This window comes from Ectopseudomonas oleovorans, assembly GCF_003052605.1.
GTDB classification, from domain to species: domain Bacteria; phylum Pseudomonadota; class Gammaproteobacteria; order Pseudomonadales; family Pseudomonadaceae; genus Aquipseudomonas; species Aquipseudomonas oleovorans_A.
Genome location: NZ_QASO01000051.1, coordinates 1 through 17,435, shown reverse-complemented (window position 1 = coordinate 17,435; position 17,435 = coordinate 1). Strand labels below are relative to the sequence as shown.

Annotated in this window: 13 protein-coding genes and 1 tRNA gene; all 14 read left to right on the top strand. The window is 59.0% G+C overall.

Going from position 1 to position 17,435, the window contains the following annotated elements:
• Positions 1-1,077, top strand: a 1,077-nt coding sequence (gene tuf / locus DBO86_RS09830; RefSeq protein ID WP_108233587.1) for an elongation factor Tu, incomplete at its 5' end; no start/stop codon positions are given.
• A gap of 53 nt (positions 1,078-1,130) precedes the next feature.
• Positions 1,131-1,206: transfer RNA gene (locus DBO86_RS09825), tRNA-Trp, on the top strand.
• 42 nt (positions 1,207-1,248) lie between these two features.
• On the top strand, positions 1,249-1,617 hold the full coding sequence (gene secE / locus DBO86_RS09820) for a preprotein translocase subunit SecE (protein ID WP_108233586.1): 369 nt from the start codon (positions 1,249-1,251) through the stop codon (positions 1,615-1,617).
• Between the two features lie 9 nt (positions 1,618-1,626).
• Positions 1,627-2,160: a transcription termination/antitermination protein NusG gene (gene nusG, locus DBO86_RS09815; RefSeq protein ID WP_003463370.1), complete on the top strand. Its 534-nt coding sequence runs from the start codon at positions 1,627-1,629 to the stop codon at positions 2,158-2,160.
• 119 nt (positions 2,161-2,279) lie between these two features.
• On the top strand, positions 2,280-2,711 hold the full coding sequence (gene rplK, locus DBO86_RS09810) for a 50S ribosomal protein L11 (RefSeq protein ID WP_074861136.1): 432 nt from the start codon (positions 2,280-2,282) through the stop codon (positions 2,709-2,711).
• Positions 2,711-3,406: a 50S ribosomal protein L1 gene (gene rplA / locus DBO86_RS09805; RefSeq protein ID WP_108233585.1), complete on the top strand. Its 696-nt coding sequence runs from the start codon at positions 2,711-2,713 to the stop codon at positions 3,404-3,406. Before rplK ends, rplA begins: the two co-directional genes overlap by 1 nt.
• A gap of 211 nt (positions 3,407-3,617) precedes the next feature.
• Positions 3,618-4,118 (top strand): 50S ribosomal protein L10, encoded by a 501-nt coding sequence (gene rplJ, locus DBO86_RS09800; protein ID WP_003463333.1) that lies wholly within the window; start codon positions 3,618-3,620, stop codon positions 4,116-4,118.
• Positions 4,119-4,198: 80 nt separating this feature from the next.
• The gene (rplL, locus tag DBO86_RS09795; RefSeq protein WP_074861137.1) at positions 4,199-4,567 is read left to right on the top strand and encodes a 50S ribosomal protein L7/L12; all 369 of its coding nucleotides are present in this window, start codon (positions 4,199-4,201) and stop codon (positions 4,565-4,567) included.
• 220 nt (positions 4,568-4,787) lie between these two features.
• Positions 4,788-8,861, top strand: a complete 4,074-nt coding sequence (rpoB, locus tag DBO86_RS09790; protein ID WP_108233584.1) for a DNA-directed RNA polymerase subunit beta — start codon at positions 4,788-4,790, stop codon at positions 8,859-8,861.
• Positions 8,862-8,924: 63 nt separating this feature from the next.
• Positions 8,925-13,124, top strand: a complete 4,200-nt coding sequence (gene rpoC, locus DBO86_RS09785; protein ID WP_108233583.1) for a DNA-directed RNA polymerase subunit beta' — start codon at positions 8,925-8,927, stop codon at positions 13,122-13,124.
• Between the two features lie 146 nt (positions 13,125-13,270).
• The gene (gene rpsL, locus DBO86_RS09780) at positions 13,271-13,642 is read left to right on the top strand and encodes a 30S ribosomal protein S12 (RefSeq protein ID WP_004373429.1); all 372 of its coding nucleotides are present in this window, start codon (positions 13,271-13,273) and stop codon (positions 13,640-13,642) included.
• A gap of 104 nt (positions 13,643-13,746) precedes the next feature.
• Positions 13,747-14,217, top strand: coding sequence for a 30S ribosomal protein S7 (gene rpsG, locus DBO86_RS09775; RefSeq protein WP_003246741.1), 471 nt, complete (start codon positions 13,747-13,749; stop codon positions 14,215-14,217).
• Between the two features lie 30 nt (positions 14,218-14,247).
• A complete protein-coding gene (gene fusA / locus DBO86_RS09770; RefSeq protein ID WP_108233582.1) occupies positions 14,248-16,383 on the top strand; it encodes an elongation factor G in 2,136 nt (711 codons plus the stop codon).
• Positions 16,384-16,413: 30 nt separating this feature from the next.
• The coding region (gene tuf, locus DBO86_RS09765) for an elongation factor Tu (RefSeq protein WP_108233581.1) at positions 16,414-17,435 on the top strand (1,022 nt) is incomplete at its 3' end.

Sequence of the window (17,435 nt, the reverse complement as noted above, 5' to 3'; positions counted from 1 at the left end):
TTCGGTTCGGCCAAGGTTGACTTCGACAAGATCGACAGCGCTCCGGAAGAAAAAGCTCGTGGTATCACCATCAACACCGCGCACGTAGAGTACGACTCCAACATTCGTCACTACGCGCACGTTGACTGCCCGGGCCACGCCGACTACGTGAAGAACATGATCACCGGTGCTGCCCAGATGGACGGCGCGATCCTGGTCTGCTCGGCTGCCGACGGCCCCATGCCGCAAACCCGTGAGCACATCCTGCTGTCCCGTCAGGTAGGCGTACCGTACATCGTTGTCTTCCTGAACAAGGCTGACATGGTTGACGACGCTGAGCTGCTGGAACTGGTCGAGATGGAAGTTCGCGACCTGCTGAGCACCTACGACTTCCCGGGTGACGACACTCCGATCATCATCGGCTCCGCGCTGATGGCTCTGAATGGCGAAGACACCAACGAGCTGGGCACTTCTGCTGTCAAGAAGCTGGTCGAGACTCTGGATACCTACATTCCGGAGCCGGTTCGTGCCATCGACAAGCCGTTCCTGATGCCGATCGAAGACGTGTTCTCGATCTCCGGCCGCGGTACTGTAGTGACCGGTCGTGTTGAGCGCGGTATCGTCAAGGTCCAGGAAGAAATCGAAATCGTTGGTCTGCGTCCGACCACCAAAACCACCTGCACCGGCGTTGAGATGTTCCGCAAGTTGCTGGACGAAGGTCGTGCTGGTGAGAACTGCGGCGTGCTGCTGCGCGGCACCAAGCGTGATGAGGTTGAGCGTGGTCAGGTTCTGGCCAAGCCGGGCACCATCAAGCCGCACACCAAGTTCGAAGCTGAAGTGTACGTACTGTCCAAGGAAGAAGGTGGTCGTCACACCCCGTTCTTCAAGGGCTACCGTCCGCAGTTCTACTTCCGTACCACTGACGTGACCGGTTCGTGCGAACTGCCGGAAGGCGTTGAGATGGTAATGCCGGGCGACAACATCAAGATGGTTGTCACCCTGATCAAGCCGATCGCCATGGAAGACGGCCTGCGCTTCGCAATTCGCGAAGGCGGTCGTACCGTTGGTGCCGGCGTGGTTGCCAAGATCATCGAATAATCGGTTGATCTGTCCCTTTCAGGCCGGCATAATGGCCGGCCTGATTTTGTTATAGGTCAGTAGCTCAATTGGCAGAGCGGCGGTCTCCAAAACCGCAGGTTGGGGGTTCGATTCCCTCCTGACCTGCCATTTTCTAACGAATTTGGCGTGTCTTTCACAGGATCCTCTCGAATGAATGCTAAGGCTGAAGCCAAAGACTCTCGCTTTGATCTGGTCAAGTGGCTGGTTGTCGCTGCCCTGGTTGTTGTGGGTGTCGTAGTTAATCAGTACTTCTCTGCTGAGCCGGTTCTGTATCGCGTTCTGGGTCTGGTTGTGCTGGGTGGTGTTGCCGCTTTCGTGGCATTTCAGACTGCTCGTGGTCAATCTTTCGCAGTGCTGCTGAAAGAAGCACGCGTCGAGATTCGTAAGGTTGTCTGGCCGACCCGCCAGGAAACCACTCAGACCACTCTGATCGTGGTTGCCGTTGTTCTGGTGATGGCGCTGCTGTTGTGGGGGCTTGACTCCCTGCTCGGTTGGCTTATTTCCCTGATTGTTGGTTAAGGGTGTCTCGTGGCTAAGCGTTGGTATGTCGTGCATGCTTACTCGGGTTACGAGAAGCATGTCATGCGCTCGCTCATCGAGCGCGTGAAACTGGCTGGTATGGAAGATGATTTCGGCGAGATTCTCGTTCCCACTGAAGAAGTGGTCGAGATGCGCAATGGTCAGAAGCGAAAGAGTGAGCGCAAGTTCTTCCCCGGCTACGTTCTAGTGCAGATGGAAATGAACGAGGCGACTTGGCACTTGATCAAGGATACGCCGCGCGTCATGGGCTTCATCGGGGGTACTGCCGACAAGCCAGCGCCCATCACCGAGAAAGAAGCTGAAGCCATTCTGCGTCGTGTCGCCGACAGTGGCGACAAGCCCAAGCCGAAGACGTTGTTCGAGCCGGGCGAGATGGTACGAGTTGTCGATGGCCCGTTCGCCGATTTCGGTGGCGTGGTCGAAGAAGTGAATTACGAAAAGAGCCGCATCCAGGTTGCTGTGACCATTTTTGGGCGCTCCACCCCGGTCGAGCTGGAGTTCAGTCAGGTCGAGAAAACGTAACTGACATAAGCATCCCTCACCCCGCAGTCGTAGGCTGCGGGGTTTTGTCGTCACTGGGATAAATGCGTAAGTAACCTCGGGGAGCCGTCAGGCGTTCGAACCCGAAATTGGAGTAGCTAATGGCTAAGAAGATTCAGGCTTATATCAAGCTGCAGGTTAAAGCCGGTCAGGCAAACCCGTCACCACCCGTCGGCCCCGCTCTGGGGCAGCACGGCGTGAACATCATGGAATTCTGCAAGGCGTTCAACGCCAAGACTCAAGGCGTCGAGCCGGGTCTGCCGACTCCCGTGATCATCACTGTTTACAGTGACCGCAGCTTTACCTTTGAAACCAAGAGCACCCCGGCTGCTGTACTGCTGAAGAAGGCCGCTGGCCTGACCAGCGGTTCCGCTCGTCCGAACACCGTCAAAGTAGGCACCGTTACCCGTGCTCAGCTGGAAGAGATCGCCAAGACCAAGCAGGCTGATCTGACTGCCGCTGATCTGGAAGCGGCCGTGCGCACCATCGCCGGCTCCGCTCGTAGCATGGGCCTGAACGTGGAGGGTGTGTAATGGCTAAGTTGACCAAGCGCCAAAAGGCCATTGCGGCCAAGGTTGAAGCCGGCAAGGCCTACACCTTCGAAGAAGCTGCCAGCCTGCTGGCCGAACTGTCTGCCGTCAAGTTCACCGAGTCTTTCGATGTCGCCGTGAACCTGGGTGTAGACCCGCGTAAATCCGATCAGGTCGTACGTGGCGCCACCGTTCTGCCGAACGGCACTGGCAAAACCGTACGCGTTGCCGTGTTCACCCAAGGTCCGGGCGCTGAAGCTGCCCTGGCTGCCGGTGCCGACAAAGTCGGTATGGACGATCTGGCTGCCGAAATGAAGGCCGGCGATCTGAACTACGACGTGGTCATCGCTTCCCCTGACGCCATGCGCGTCGTTGGCCAGTTGGGTCAGGTTCTGGGCCCGCGCGGTCTGATGCCGAACCCGAAAGTCGGCACCGTGACTCCGGACGTCGCTACCGCTGTCAAGAACGCCAAGGCCGGTCAGGTGCGTTTCCGTACCGACAAGAACGGCATCATCCACACCTCCGTTGGCAAGGTCGGCTTCGAAGCCGCTGCGCTGAAGCAGAACGTGGAAGCCCTGCTGGCTGACCTGAAGCGTCTGAAGCCGTCGACTTCGAAAGGTATCTACGTCAAGCGTGTGACCCTGAGCACTACCATGGGTCCGGGTCTGCTCATTGATCAGGCTTCGCTCGACGCGTAAGTGATTGGGTCGGTGGTCGTGTGCCGCCGGCTTTGAAAGATTGGGGTCCCTGCCTGGCGGGGGCTATCCAAGACCGTAGGTGACGCACGTTTTAAATGTCAGGCTTGCCTGATGGCCTACGCAGATGGTGCTCCCGATTCGTTACCGAATCAGACACCAAAACGCCGCCAAGCTTCGGTTTGGCGATACGGTAAAAACCAGGAGTAAACCCGTGGCAATTAAACTCGAAGACAAGAAGGCCATCGTCGCTGAAGTCAACGAGGCTGCCAAAGCCGGTCTGTCCGCTGTCGTGGCTGATGCCCGTGGCGTGACCGTCGGCGCAATGACCGGACTCCGTAAAGAGGCCCGCGAAGCTGGTGTGTACGTGAAAGTCGTGCGTAACACCCTGCTCAAGCGCGCCGTTGAAGGCACTCAGTTCGACGTGCTCAACGACGTGTTCAAAGGCCCGACCCTGATCGCTTTCTCCAACGAACACCCGGGCGCTGCCGCTCGTCTGTTCAAAGAGTTCGCCAAGGGTCAGGACAAGTTCGAGATCAAGGCAGCTGCGTTCGAGGGCAAGTACCTCGCAGCAAACCAGATCGACGTACTGGCAAGTCTGCCGACTCGCGACGAGGGCATCGCCCAGCTGATGAGCGTTATTCAAGGCGCCACCAGCAAACTCGCTCGCACCCTGGCAGCCATTCGCGACCAGAAAGAAGCTGCTGCTGCCTAAGGCGGCGTGAGCACTTTCGAAATCAAACGTTTAATTTGATGGTCGCCTAGGCCGTCACCCCAATACAGGAATTGATAGTCATGTCTCTGACTAACGAGCAAATCATCGAAGCTATCGGCCAGAAATCCGTTATGGAAATCGTCGAGCTGATCAAAGCGATGGAAGAAACCTTCGGTGTAACCGCTGCCGCTGCTGTTGCCGCTGGCCCGGCTGCTGCCGCTGCTGCTGTTGAAGAGCAGACCGAGTTCAACGTCGTTCTGGCTGAAGCTGGCGACAAGAAAGTGAACGTGATCAAGGCTGTTCGCGAGCTGACCGGTCTGGGCCTGAAAGAAGCCAAGGAGAAGGTCGACACCGCTCCTCAGGTTATCGCTGAAGGTCTGAGCAAAGAAGCTGCTGAAGACGCCAAGAAGAAGCTGGAAGAAGCTGGCGCCAAGGTCGAGCTCAAGTAAGCCTGCACCTTGCGTCTACAGCCCGCGCGACTCGCACAAGGCTGATGGCTGGTGGCTTTTGCCACCGGCCTTTTTCCGTTCTAGGTCGACTGTACGTCAGTTGGCCTGGAGCCGGGAAATCCCGCCCGAGAGGCGGTTGCAAACCGAGGGTTTGCACGATTTTCTGGTCACCGCCGCCGGCGTTGACCAAATAAGCAGGTGACCAAGCTGGGGAACGCTGATGGCTTACTCATACACTGAGAAAAAACGTATCCGCAAGGACTTTAGCAAGTTGCCGGATGTTATGGATGTGCCTTACCTCCTGGCCATCCAGCTGGATTCCTATCGCGAATTCCTGCAGCAAGGGGTGAGCAAGGAACAATTCCGCGACATCGGCCTGCATGCGGCCTTCAAATCGGTATTCCCGATCATCAGCTACTCCGGCAACGCTGCCCTGGAGTACGTCGGCTATCGCCTGGGCGAGCCGGCGTTCGACGTCAAGGAGTGCGTCCTGCGTGGCGTGACCTTCGCCGTGCCGCTGCGCGTAATAGTACGCCTGATCATTTTCGACAAAGAATCGTCGAACAAAGCGATCAAGGACATCAAAGAGCAGGAAGTGTACATGGGCGAAATTCCGCTCATGACCGAGAACGGTACCTTCGTCATCAACGGTACCGAGCGTGTGATCGTGTCCCAGCTGCACCGTTCGCCAGGTGTGTTCTTCGACCACGACCGTGGCAAGACCCACAGCTCGGGCAAGCTGCTGTACTCCGCTCGCATCATTCCTTACCGCGGTTCCTGGCTGGACTTCGAGTTCGACCCGAAGGACGCGGTATTCGTGCGTATCGACCGTCGCCGCAAACTGCCGGCTTCCGTCCTGCTGCGCGCGCTGGGCTACAGCACTGAAGAAGTACTGGATGCCTTCTACGACACCAACGTCTTCCATGTTAAGGGCGAAGGCCTGAGCCTGGAGCTGGTACCGCAGCGCCTGCGTGGTGAAGTCGCGGTTCTGGATATCAAGGACGCCAGCGGCAAGGTGATCGTCGAGCAGGGCCGCCGTATCACGGCTCGCCACATCAACCAGCTGGACAAGGCTGGCATCAAGGAGCTGGAAGTTCCGCTCGATTACGTCATTGGCCGTACCACTGCCAAGGCCATCGTGCACCCGGCTACCGGTGAGATCATCGCCGAATGCAACACCGAGCTGACTGCCGACCTGCTGGTCAAGATGGCCAAGGCACAGGTGGTTCGCTTCGAGACCCTGTACACCAACGACATCGACTGTGGTCCGTTCATCAGCGACACGCTGAAGATCGACAGCACCACCAATCAGCTGGAAGCGCTGGTCGAAATCTATCGCATGATGCGTCCTGGCGAGCCGCCAACCAAGGATGCTGCCGAGACCCTGTTCAACAACCTGTTCTTCAGCGCCGAGCGTTACGACCTGTCCGCCGTGGGCCGCATGAAGTTCAACCGTCGTATCGGCCGTACCGAGATCGAAGGTTCGGGCGTGCTGAGCAAGGAAGACATCGTTGCCGTACTCAAGACCCTGGTCGACATCCGTAACGGCAAAGGCATCGTCGACGACATCGACCACCTGGGTAACCGTCGCGTGCGTTGCGTCGGCGAGATGGCCGAGAACCAGTTCCGCGTTGGCCTGGTGCGTGTAGAGCGCGCGGTCAAGGAACGCCTGTCGATGGCCGAAAGCGAAGGCCTGATGCCGCAGGACCTGATCAACGCCAAGCCGGTTGCAGCGGCGGTGAAGGAGTTCTTCGGTTCCAGCCAGCTCTCGCAGTTCATGGACCAGAACAACCCGCTCTCCGAGATCACCCACAAGCGCCGCGTCTCCGCACTCGGCCCGGGCGGTCTGACCCGTGAGCGCGCCGGCTTCGAAGTCCGCGACGTACACCCGACCCACTACGGCCGTGTGTGCCCGATCGAAACCCCGGAAGGTCCGAACATCGGTCTGATCAACTCGCTGGCGGCCTACGCCCGCACCAACCAGTACGGCTTCCTGGAAAGCCCGTACCGCGTGGTCAAGGAAGGTCAGGTCACCGACGAGATCGTGTTCCTGTCTGCCATCGAAGAAGCCGATCACGTGATTGCTCAGGCGTCCGCGACCCTGAACGACAAGGGTCAGCTGATCGATGAACTGGTTGCCGTACGTCACCTCAACGAATTCACCGTCAAGGCGCCGGAAGACGTCACCCTGATGGACGTTTCGCCGAAGCAGGTCGTTTCCGTCGCTGCCTCGCTGATTCCGTTCCTCGAGCACGACGACGCCAACCGTGCACTCATGGGTTCGAACATGCAGCGTCAGGCTGTACCGACTCTGCGCGCCGACAAGCCGCTGGTCGGCACCGGCATGGAGCGCAACGTCGCCCGTGACTCTGGCGTCTGCGTCGTGGCTCGTCGTGGTGGTGTGATCGATTCCGTTGATGCCAGCCGCATCGTGGTTCGTGTCAATGATGACGAAGTCGAAACTGGCGAAGCCGGTGTCGACATCTACAACCTGACCAAGTACACCCGCTCCAACCAGAACACCTGCATCAACCAGCGCCCGCTGGTGAGCAAGGGTGATCAGGTATCTCGTGGCGACATCATGGCTGACGGCCCGTCCACCGACATGGGTGAACTGGCGCTGGGTCAGAACATGCGCGTGGCGTTCATGCCGTGGAACGGCTTCAACTTCGAAGACTCCATCTGCCTGTCCGAGCGCGTGGTTCAGGAAGACCGCTTCACCACCATCCACATCCAGGAGCTCACCTGTGTGGCGCGTGACACCAAGCTCGGCCCAGAGGAAATTTCCTCTGACATCCCGAACGTTGGCGAAGCGGCGCTGAACAAGCTGGACGAAGCCGGCATTGTCTACGTCGGTGCCGAAGTCGGCCCGGGCGACATCCTGGTCGGCAAGGTCACCCCGAAAGGCGAGACCCAGCTGACGCCGGAAGAAAAACTGCTGCGTGCGATCTTCGGTGAGAAGGCGTCCGACGTGAAGGACACCTCCCTGCGTGTGCCGACTGGCACCAAGGGCACCGTTATCGACGTACAGGTCTTCACCCGTGACGGCGTCGAGCGCGACAGCCGCGCCCTGGCCATCGAGAAGCAGCAACTCGACGAGATCCGCAAGGATCTGAATGAAGAGTTCCGCATCGTCGAAGGCGCGACCTTCGAGCGTTTGCGTTCGGCGCTGGTTGGCGCCATCGCCGAAGGCGGCGCTGGTCTGAAGAAAGGCACCGCGATCACCGACGAGTTCCTCGACGGTCTTGAGCGTGGCCAGTGGTTCAAACTGCGCATGGCCGACGACGCCCTGAACGAGCAGCTGGAGAAGGCCCAGGCCTATATCTCCGACCGCCGTCAGATGCTCGACGACAAGTTCGAAGACAAGAAGCGCAAGCTGCAGCAGGGCGATGACCTGGCGCCGGGCGTACTGAAGATCGTCAAGGTCTACCTGGCCATCCGCCGTCGCATCCAGCCGGGTGACAAGATGGCCGGTCGTCACGGTAACAAGGGTGTGGTCTCGGTGATCATGCCGGTCGAAGACATGCCGCACGACGCCAACGGTACGCCGGTGGACATCGTACTGAACCCGCTGGGCGTACCGTCGCGTATGAACGTCGGTCAGATCCTCGAAACCCACCTGGGCCTGGCAGCCAAGGGCCTGGGCGAGAAGATCAACCGCATGCTCGAAGAGCAGCGCAAGGTCGCTGAACTGCGCAAGTTCCTCGCCGAGATCTACAACGAGATCGGTGGTCGTCAGGAAAACCTCGACGAGTTCTCCGACAACGAGATCCTCGAGCTGGCGAAGAACCTCAAGGGCGGTGTACCGATGGCCACTGCCGTGTTCGACGGCGCCAAGGAAACCGAGATCAAGGCCATGCTGAAGCTGGCTGATCTGCCGGAGAGCGGCCAGATGCGTCTGTTCGACGGTCGTACCGGTAACCAGTTCGAGCGTCCGACCACCGTCGGCTACATGTACATGCTGAAACTGAACCACCTGGTGGACGACAAGATGCACGCGCGTTCCACTGGTTCCTACAGCCTGGTTACCCAGCAGCCGCTGGGTGGTAAGGCGCAGTTCGGTGGTCAGCGCTTCGGGGAGATGGAGGTCTGGGCGCTGGAAGCCTACGGCGCCGCCTACACCCTGCAGGAAATGCTGACCGTGAAGTCGGACGACGTGAACGGCCGCACCAAGATGTACAAGAACATCGTGGATGGCGATCACCGTATGGAGCCGGGCATGCCCGAGTCCTTCAACGTACTGATCAAAGAGATCCGTTCGCTCGGCATCGATATCGATCTGGAAACCGAATAACACGACGTGAATCGGCAGCGGGGCTAGTCCAGCTCGCTGCCCGCTCCGCCAGGAGGAAAGGCCTTGAAAGACCTACTGAATTTGCTGAAAAACCAGGGTCAGATCGAAGAGTTCGACGCCATCCGTATCGGATTGGCCTCGCCTGAGATGATCCGTTCGTGGTCGTTCGGTGAAGTTAAAAAGCCGGAAACCATCAACTACCGTACCTTCAAGCCTGAGCGCGACGGCCTGTTCTGCGCCAAGATCTTTGGCCCGGTCAAGGACTACGAGTGCCTGTGCGGCAAGTACAAGCGCCTCAAGCACCGCGGTGTGATCTGCGAGAAGTGCGGCGTTGAAGTGGCCCTGGCCAAGGTTCGTCGTGAGCGCATGGCGCACATCGAACTGGCCTCGCCAGTCGCCCACATCTGGTTCCTCAAGTCGCTGCCGTCCCGTATCGGCCTGCTGATGGACATGACCCTGCGTGACATCGAGCGCGTGCTCTATTTCGAGAGCTACGTGGTGATCGATCCGGGCATGACCACCCTCGAGAAAGGCCAGCTGCTGAACGACGAACAGTACTTCGAAGCCCTCGAAGAGTTCGGTGACGACTTCGACGCGCGCATGGGCGCCGAGGCCGTGCGCGAGCTGCTGCACGCCATCGACCTGGATCACGAGATCGGCCGCCTGCGTGAAGAGATTCCGCAGACCAACTCCGAGACCAAGATCAAGAAGCTGTCCAAGCGCCTGAAGCTGATGGAAGCCTTCAAGGACTCCGGCAACCTGCCTGAGTGGATGGTGCTGACCGTTCTGCCGGTTCTGCCGCCGGACCTGCGTCCGCTGGTACCGCTGGATGGCGGCCGCTTCGCGACTTCGGATCTGAACGATCTGTATCGCCGCGTGATCAACCGTAACAACCGTCTGAAGCGCCTGCTCGATCTGTCGGCGCCGGACATCATCGTGCGCAACGAAAAGCGCATGCTGCAGGAAGCGGTCGACGCCCTGCTCGACAACGGCCGTCGCGGTCGCGCCATCACTGGCTCGAACAAGCGTCCGCTGAAGTCGCTGGCCGACATGATCAAAGGTAAGCAAGGTCGCTTCCGTCAGAACCTGCTCGGTAAGCGCGTGGACTACTCCGGTCGTTCCGTAATTACCGTAGGCCCGACCCTGCGCCTGCACCAGTGCGGTCTGCCAAAGAAGATGGCTCTCGAGCTGTTCAAGCCGTTCATTTTCGGCAAGCTGGAGGCCCGTGGTCTGGCGACCACCATCAAGGCCGCCAAGAAGATGGTCGAGCGCGAGCTGCCGGAGGTTTGGGACGTTCTCGCTGAAGTGATCCGCGAACACCCCGTCCTGCTCAACCGTGCGCCGACCCTGCACCGTCTGGGTATCCAGGCGTTCGAGCCGGTTCTGATCGAAGGTAAAGCCATTCAGCTGCACCCGCTGGTCTGCGCCGCGTACAACGCCGACTTCGACGGTGACCAGATGGCCGTTCACGTGCCACTGACGCTGGAAGCCCAGCTCGAAGCGCGCGCGCTGATGATGTCGACCAACAACATCCTCTCGCCCGCCAACGGCGAGCCGATCATCGTGCCGTCGCAGGACGTGGTACTGGGTCTGTACTACATGACCCGTGAAGCGGTGAACGCCAAGGGAGAAGGTCGCGTCTTCGCCGACCTGCAGGAAGTCGACCGCGTGTTCCGCGCTGGCGAAGCGTCCCTGCACGCCCGCGTGAAAGTGCGTATCAGCGAAACCATCAAAGAGAAAGATGGTTCGATCACCAAGAACACCCGCATCGTCGACACCACCGTCGGTCGTGCGCTGCTGTTCCAGATCGTGCCGGCCGGCCTGTCCTACGATGTGGTCAACCAGCCGATGAAGAAGAAGGCGATCTCCAAGCTGATCAACCAGTGCTACCGCACCGTGGGTCTGAAGGACACCGTCATTTTCGCTGACCAGCTGATGTACACCGGTTTCGCCTACTCGACCATCTCCGGTGTGTCGATCGGCGTGAACGACTTCGTCATCCCGGATGAGAAGGCGCGCATCATCGACGCCGCCACTGAGGAAGTGAAGGAAATCGAGTCGCAGTACGCCTCCGGCCTGGTCACCCAGGGCGAGAAGTACAACAAGGTGATCGACCTGTGGTCGAAGGCCAACGACGAAGTCTCCAAGGCAATGATGGCCAACCTGTCGAAAGAGGCAGTGGTCGATCGCGAAGGCAAGACCGTCGAGCAGGAGTCCTTCAACTCCATGTACATGATGGCGGACTCCGGTGCGCGTGGTAGTGCGGCTCAGATCCGTCAGCTGGCCGGTATGCGTGGCCTGATGGCCAAGCCGGACGGCTCGATCATCGAGACGCCGATCACCGCGAACTTCCGCGAAGGTCTGTCGGTTCTGCAGTACTTCATCTCCACTCACGGTGCTCGTAAAGGTCTGGCGGATACCGCACTGAAGACCGCGAACTCCGGTTACCTGACCCGTCGTCTGGTCGACGTGGCCCAGGATCTGGTGGTGACCGAGATCGATTGCGGCACCGAGCAGGGCCTGCTGATGACCCCGCACATCGAAGGCGGCGACGTGGTCGAGCCGCTGGGTGAGCGCGTGCTGGGCCGTGTGATTGCCAAGGACGTGTTCAAGCCGGGCACCGAGGACGTCATCGTTCCGGCCGGCACTCTGATCGACGAGAAGTGGGTCGAGTTCATCGAGCTCAACAGCGTCGACGAAGTGGTCGTGCGTTCGCCGATCACCTGCGAAACCCGCTACGGCATCTGCGCCAAGTGCTACGGTCGCGACCTGGCTCGCGGTCATCAGGTCAACATCGGTGAAGCGGTCGGCGTCATCGCCGCGCAGTCCATCGGTGAGCCGGGTACCCAGCTGACCATGCGTACCTTCCACATCGGTGGTGCTGCAAGCCGTACCTCGGCTGCCGACAGCGTCCAGGTGAAGAACGGTGGTGCGATCCGTCTGCACAACCTGAAGTACGTCGAGCGTGTCGATGGCAACCTGGTAGCGGTTTCCCGTTCCGGCGAGCTGGCTGTGGCTGACGAGTTCGGTCGTGAGCGTGAGCGCTACAAGCTGCCGTACGGTGCCGTGATCTCGGTGAAGGAAGGTGACAAGGTCGACGCTGGCGCCATCGTCGCCAAGTGGGACCCGCACACCCACCCGATCGTGACCGAAATGAAGGGTATCGTGACCTTCGTCGGCATGGAGGAGGGCATCACCATCAAGCGTCAGACCGACGAACTGACCGGTTTGACCAACATCGAGGTTCTCGATCCGAAGGATCGTCCGGCTGCTGGCAAGGACATTCGTCCGGCCATCAAGATGGTCGACGCCAACGGCAAGGAACTGCTGCTGCCGGGTACCGACGTTCCCGCCCAGTACTTCCTGCCTGCCAACGCCCTTGTCGGCGTGGCAGACGGTGCGCAGATCGCGGTCGGTGACGTTATCGCCCGTATCCCGCAGGAAACCTCGAAGACCCGCGACATCACCGGTGGTCTGCCGCGCGTTGCCGACCTGTTCGAAGCCCGTCGTCCGAAGGAAGCGTCGATCCTGGCGGAAATCAGCGGCACCATTTCGTTCGGTAAAGAGACCAAGGGCAAGCGCCGTCTGGTCATCACCCCGACCGATGGCAGCGATCCGTACGAGGAGCTGATTCCGAAGTGGCGTCACCTGAACGTCTTCGAAGGCGAACAAGTGAACCGCGGCGAAGTGATCTCCGACGGCCCGAGCGATCCGCACGACATCCTGCGTCTGTTGGGTGTCAGCGCGCTGGCCAAGTACATCGTCAACGAGATCCAGGACGTTTACCGTCTGCAAGGCGTGAAGATCAACGACAAGCACATCGAGACCATCCTGCGTCAGATGCTGCGCAAGGTTGAGATCACCGAAGCTGGCGACTCGTCCTTCATCAAGGGCGACCAGATGGAGCTCACCCAGGTGCTGGGCGAGAACGAGCGTCTGGCCGCAGAGGACAAGTTCGTCGCCAAGTACACCCGTGTACTGCTGGGTATCACCAAGGCGTCGCTGTCCACCGAGTCGTTCATCTCGGCGGCGTCCTTCCAGGAAACCACTCGCGTCCTCACCGAGGCAGCGGTTACTGGCAAGCGCGACTACCTGCGTGGTCTGAAAGAGAACGTGGTCGTGGGTCGCCTGATCCCGGCCGGTACCGGTCTGGCCTATCACAGCGAGCGCAAGCGCAAGCGTGATGCCGACAAGCCGGTACGTGTCAGCGCCAGTGAGGTGGAAGCCGCACTGACCGAAGCGCTGAACTCCAGCGGCAATTGAGTCGAAGCCTCGCTAGTTCGCTAGCGGGGCTTTGCCTTGACTGGGGGCGTGAGTCTCTTTAGACTCATGCACCCCTAAATTTGGCAGGGCGTTTGGCTCTGCCATCTTTATTTGTGAGCGTCGAAAGACAACAGTGGAGCTAGTAGATGGCAACTATCAACCAGCTGGTACGTCAGCCGCGTAAGCGCATCGTCGAGAAATCCGACGTGCCTGCGCTGCAGAACTGCCCGCAGCGTCGTGGCGTGTGCACCCGTGTGTACACCACTACGCCGAAGAAACCTAACTCGGCACTGCGTAAAGTGTGCCGCGTGCGTCTGACCAACGGCTACGAAGTCTCTTCGTACATCGGCGGTGAAGGCCACAACCTGCAAGAGCACAGCGTCGTGCTGATCCGTGGCGGTCGTGTAAAGGACCTTCCGGGTGTGCGCTACCACACCGTGCGTGGTTCGCTGGATACCTCCGGCGTCAAAGACCGCAAGCAGGGTCGTTCCAAATACGGTACCAAGCGTCCGAAATAAGGCCGCTTGATCCTTTTTATTTAGTTGAGTCGATAAGAGTAAGGTCGGGCGCGGCGTTTGCCGTTGGTCCCGGGCTAACCTGAAGACCGTTTGAGGGCTTATCAATGCCAAGACGTCGTGTAGCAGCAAAGCGTGAGATCCTGGACGATCCGAAATACGGAAGCCAGATCCTCGCCAAATTCATGAACCACGTGATGGAAAGCGGCAAGAAGGCCGTGGCCGAGCGCATCGTTTACGGTGCTCTGGACACTGTCAAGGCGCGCAAGAACAGCGATCCCCTGGAGATCTTCGAGAAAGCTCTCGACGCCATCGCTCCGCTGGTCGAAGTCAAGTCCCGCCGTGTAGGCGGTGCTACCTACCAGGTTCCGGTCGAAGTTCGTCCATCCCGTCGTAATGCTCTGGCCATGCGCTGGCTGGTGGACTACGCGCGCAAGCGTGGCGAGAAGTCCATGGCTCTGCGTCTGGCTGGTGAGCTGCTGGATGCTGCTGAAGGCAAAGGCGCTGCCGTCAAGAAGCGTGAAGACGTTCACCGTATGGCCGAAGCCAACAAGGCTTTCTCGCACTACCGCTTCTAATTTCGGCTCCATTAACTTTGCGAGGGCTTTATGGCTCGTACTACAGCAATTAACCGCTACCGTAACATCGGTATCTGTGCCCACGTTGACGCGGGCAAGACCACCACTACAGAGCGGATCCTGTTCTACACAGGCCTGAGTCACAAGATGGGCGAGGTGCATGATGGCGCCGCGACCACCGACTGGATGGTTCAGGAGCAGGAGCGTGGTATCACCATTACTTCTGCTGCAATCACCACCTTCTGGGAAGGTTCTCGTCGTCAGTACGACAAGTACCGCGTAAACGTCATCGATACCCCCGGCCACGTTGACTTCACCATCGAAGTAGAGCGCTCCCTGCGCGTACTCGACGGCGCTGTCGTTGTGTTCTGCGGTACTTCGGGCGTTGAGCCGCAGTCCGAAACCGTATGGCGTCAGGCCAACAAGTACGGTGTTCCGCGTATCGTCTACGTGAACAAGATGGACCGTCAGGGTGCCAACTTCCTGCGCGTTGTAGGTCAGATCAAGAACCGTCTGGGTCACACCCCGGTTCCAATCCAGCTCGCTATCGGTGCAGAAGAGAACTTCGAAGGTCAGGTCGATCTGATCAAGATGAAGGCCATCTACTGGAACGATGACGACAAGGGCACTACCTACCGTGAGGAAGAAATTCCTGCCGAACTGGTAGACCTGGCCAACGAATGGCGTTCGAACATGGTCGAGGCTGCTGCCGAAGCCAGCGAAGAGCTGATGAACAAGTACCTTGAAGAAGGTGACCTGTCCGTCGAAGACATCAAGGCTGGTCTGCGCGCCCGTACTCTGGCAAGCGAGATCGTTCCGGCTGTCTGCGGCTCCTCGTTCAAAAACAAGGGCGTTCCCCTGGTTCTCGATGCCGTCATCGATTTCCTGCCGGCTCCGACCGAGATCCCTGCCATTCAGGGTATCCATCCGGACCACATCGAGCAGGGCGACGACGCGCCGAAAGACGAGCGTCATGCTGACGACAACGAGCCGTTCTCGGCTCTGGCGTTCAAGATCGCTACCGACCCGTTCGTCGGTACCCTGACCTTCATTCGTGTCTATTCCGGCGTTCTGGAGTCTGGTCAGTCGGTCATCAACTCCGTGAAGGGCAAGAAAGAGCGCGTTGGTCGTATGGTGCAGATGCACGCCAACCAGCGTGAAGAGATCAAAGAAGTACGCGCTGGTGACATCGCTGCTCTGATCGGCATGAAGGACGTCACCACTGGTGAAACCTTGTGCGATCCGGATAAGCCGATCATCCTTGAGCGTATGGACTTCCCGGAGCCGGTAATTTCGGTAGCTGTAGAGCCGAAGACCAAGGCTGACCAGGAGAAGATGGGTATCGCCCTCGGCAAGCTGGCTCAGGAAGACCCGTCTTTCCGCGTCAAGACCGATGAAGAAACCGGCCAGACCATCATCTCCGGTATGGGTGAACTGCATCTGGACATCATCGTTGACCGTATGAAGCGCGAGTTCAACGTCGAAGCCAACATTGGTAAGCCGCAGGTTTCCTACCGCGAAACCATCACCAAGGACAATGTCGAGATCGAAGGCAAGTTCGTTCGTCAGTCCGGTGGTCGCGGTCAGTTCGGTCACTGCTGGATTCGCTTCTCGGCTCCGGACGTGGACGACAAGGGCAACATCACCGAAGGTCTGGTGTTTACCAACGAAGTTGTGGGTGGTGTGGTTCCGAAGGAATACATCCCGGCTATCCAGAAGGGTATCGAAGAGCAGATGAAGAACGGCGTTGTTTCCGGCTATCCGCTGATCGGCCTGAAGGCTACCGTGTTTGATGGTTCCTACCACGACGTCGACTCCAACGAGATGGCGTTCAAGATCGCTGCCTCCATGGCGACCAAGCAGCTGGCCCAGAAGGGTGGCGGCAAGGTGCTCGAGCCGATCATGAAGGTGGAAGTGGTAACTCCTGAGGACTACATGGGTGACGTGATGGGTGACCTGAACCGTCGTCGTGGTCTGATCCAGGGTATGGAAGATTCGGTATCTGGTAAGGTTATCCGTGCCGAAGTTCCGCTGGGCGAGATGTTTGGTTACGCTACCGACGTTCGTTCCATGTCCCAGGGTCGCGCCAGCTACTCCATGGAATTCTCCAAGTACGCAGAAGCTCCGTCGAACATCGTCGAAGCTCTGGTTAAAAAACAAGGCTAATCCCGCCCTTTAAGTAAGAGGTTTACTGTCGTGGCTAAGGAAAAATTCGAACGTAACAAACCGCACGTCAACGTCGGCACCATCGGTCACGTTGACCACGGTAAAACCACTCTGACCGCTGCTCTGACCCGCGTCTGCTCCGAAGTATTCGGTTCGGCCAAGGTTGACTTCGACAAGATCGACAGCGCTCCGGAAGAAAAAGCTCGTGGTATCACCATCAACACCGCGCACGTAGAGTACGACTCCAACATTCGTCACTACGCGCACGTTGACTGCCCGGGCCACGCCGACTACGTGAAGAACATGATCACCGGTGCTGCCCAGATGGACGGCGCGATCCTGGTCTGCTCGGCTGCCGACGGCCCCATGCCGCAAACCCGTGAGCACATCCTGCTGTCCCGTCAGGTAGGCGTACCGTACATCGTTGTCTTCCTGAACAAGGCTGACATGGTTGACGACGCTGAGCTGCTGGAACTGGTCGAGATGGAAGTTCGCGACCTGCTGAGCACCTACGACTTCCCGGGTGACGACACTCCGATCATCATCGGCTCCGCGCTGATGGCTCTGAATGGCGAAGACACCAACGAGCTGGGCACTTCTGCTGTCAAGAAGCTGGTCGAGACTCTGGATACCTACATTCCGGAGCCGGTTCGTGCCATCGACAAGCCGTTCCTGATGCCGATCGAAGACGTGTTCTCGATCTCCGGCCGCGGTACTGTAGTGACCGGTCGTGTTGAGCGCGGTATCGTCAAGGTCCAGGAAGAAATCGAAATCGTTGGTCTGCGTCCGACCACCAAAACCACCTGCACCGGCGTTGAGATGTTCCGCAAGTTGCTGGACGAAGGTCGTGCTGGTGAGAACTGCGGCGTGCTGCTGCGCGGCACCAAGCGTGATGAGGTTGAGCGTGGTCAGGTTCTGGCCAAGCCGGGCACCATCAAGCCGCACACCAAGTTCGAAGCTGAAGTGTACGTACTGTCCAAGGAAGAAGGTGGTCGTCACACCCCGTTCTTCAAGGGCTACCGTCCGCAGTTCTACTTCCGTACCACTGACGT

Excerpts from the sequence above, each read along its gene's own strand:
- secE (WP_108233586.1), top strand. The coding sequence starts at position 1,249 with ATGAATGCTAAGGCTGAAGCCAAAGACTCTCGCTTTGATCTGGTCAAG.
- rplA (WP_108233585.1), top strand. The coding sequence starts at position 2,711 with ATGGCTAAGTTGACCAAGCGCCAAAAGGCCATTGCGGCCAAGGTTGAA.
- rpoB (WP_108233584.1), top strand. The coding sequence starts at position 4,788 with ATGGCTTACTCATACACTGAGAAAAAACGTATCCGCAAGGACTTTAGC.
- rpsL (WP_004373429.1), top strand. The coding sequence starts at position 13,271 with ATGGCAACTATCAACCAGCTGGTACGTCAGCCGCGTAAGCGCATCGTC.
- rpsG (WP_003246741.1), top strand. The coding sequence starts at position 13,747 with ATGCCAAGACGTCGTGTAGCAGCAAAGCGTGAGATCCTGGACGATCCG.
- rplL (WP_074861137.1), top strand. The coding sequence starts at position 4,199 with ATGTCTCTGACTAACGAGCAAATCATCGAAGCTATCGGCCAGAAATCC.
- fusA (WP_108233582.1), top strand. The coding sequence starts at position 14,248 with ATGGCTCGTACTACAGCAATTAACCGCTACCGTAACATCGGTATCTGT.
- rplK (WP_074861136.1), top strand. The coding sequence starts at position 2,280 with ATGGCTAAGAAGATTCAGGCTTATATCAAGCTGCAGGTTAAAGCCGGT.